This window comes from Agrobacterium sp. DSM 25558 (genome assembly GCF_900100825.1).
In the GTDB taxonomy this organism is placed as follows: domain Bacteria; phylum Pseudomonadota; class Alphaproteobacteria; order Rhizobiales; family Rhizobiaceae; genus Agrobacterium.
This window is the reverse complement of sequence record NZ_FMUD01000088.1, coordinates 1-1,095: the sequence shown is the minus strand read 5'-3', so window position 1 is coordinate 1,095 and position 1,095 is coordinate 1. Positions and strand designations below refer to the sequence as shown.

Annotated in this window: 2 rRNA genes; both read right to left on the bottom strand. The window is 52.1% G+C overall.

Features of this window, described 5'->3' with window-relative positions:
* Positions 1-446: 446 nt before the first annotated feature.
* Positions 447-561: ribosomal RNA gene (rrf, locus tag DSM25558_RS27575) — 5S ribosomal RNA — on the bottom strand.
* Between the two features lie 238 nt (positions 562-799).
* Positions 800-1,095: ribosomal RNA gene (locus tag DSM25558_RS29105) — 23S ribosomal RNA — on the bottom strand; the annotation flags it as partial.

The window sequence follows — 1,095 nt, the reverse complement described above, 5'->3', positions numbered from 1 at the left end:
GGATTTGAACCTGCGGCCTTCAGGTTATGAGCCTGACGAGCTACCGGGCTGCTCCACCCCGCGTTACCAGGTATTTGCTATTGCAAATACCGACACAGCAAACTCTTGGAGTTTGCGTCTCTACCCGACTTTTGCATAGCAAAATGTCGTCTTACTCAGCGTAAATCCCGAGGGGATTTATCGCGCCAGAGCAAACTCTTGGAGTTTGCGCCTCTACCGGCGCAAATCCCCTTGGATTTGTCGCCTCTACCCGACTTTTGCCGGAGGCAAAATGTCGTCTTTTCCCGGTATTTTACCTTGGCAAGATACCGACTGCGTAAACCGTGTTTCCGTTTATGCATCACCCCGGAACGACGAAAGGCCGCTTATCGCGGCCCTTTTGTATCGGCTGGGCCGAGGTTTGTTTTTGTTTGAGAAGATGTTTTATCATGTGTTGCGTTTTGCAGACCTGGCAGCGACCTACTCTCCCGCGTCTTAAGACGGAGTACCATTGGCGCTGGGGCGTTTCACGGCCGTGTTCGGAATGGGAACGGGTGCAGCCGCCCCGCAATAACCACCAGGTCGGCAAAACGCAACAACATAAGTTGTTTTCGAGAAGCTGGAGAACCCGAGGGTTCTATTTAATTTACACGTCTTTCTGTGACTTGTCCGTACAGTGCCTTGCTCGAAGTTCGAGCCTGGCACCCATACAGGACGATAGTCCGTCGCGCCTCGTGGCGCGCGCCGTCCGCAGGCCTTTGGCCGTGAGGACAGAACATTTGATGTTTATCTTCGATAAACATGAACATAATCAATGGGAACGAAGAAGTCGATCGAGCTATTAGTAACGGTAAGCTTCATGCATTGCTGCACTTCCACACCCGTCCTATCAACGTGGTCGTCTTCCACGGCTCTGATAGGGAACACTCGTTTTCAGGTTGGTTTCCCGCTTAGATGCCTTCAGCGGTTATCCATTCCGTATATAGCTACTCTGCTATGCCCTTGGCAGGACAACAGATCCACCAGAGATACGTCCATCCCGGTCCTCTCGTACTAGGGACAGATCCTGTCAATATTCCTACACCCACGGCAGATAGGGACCACGGCAGATAGGGA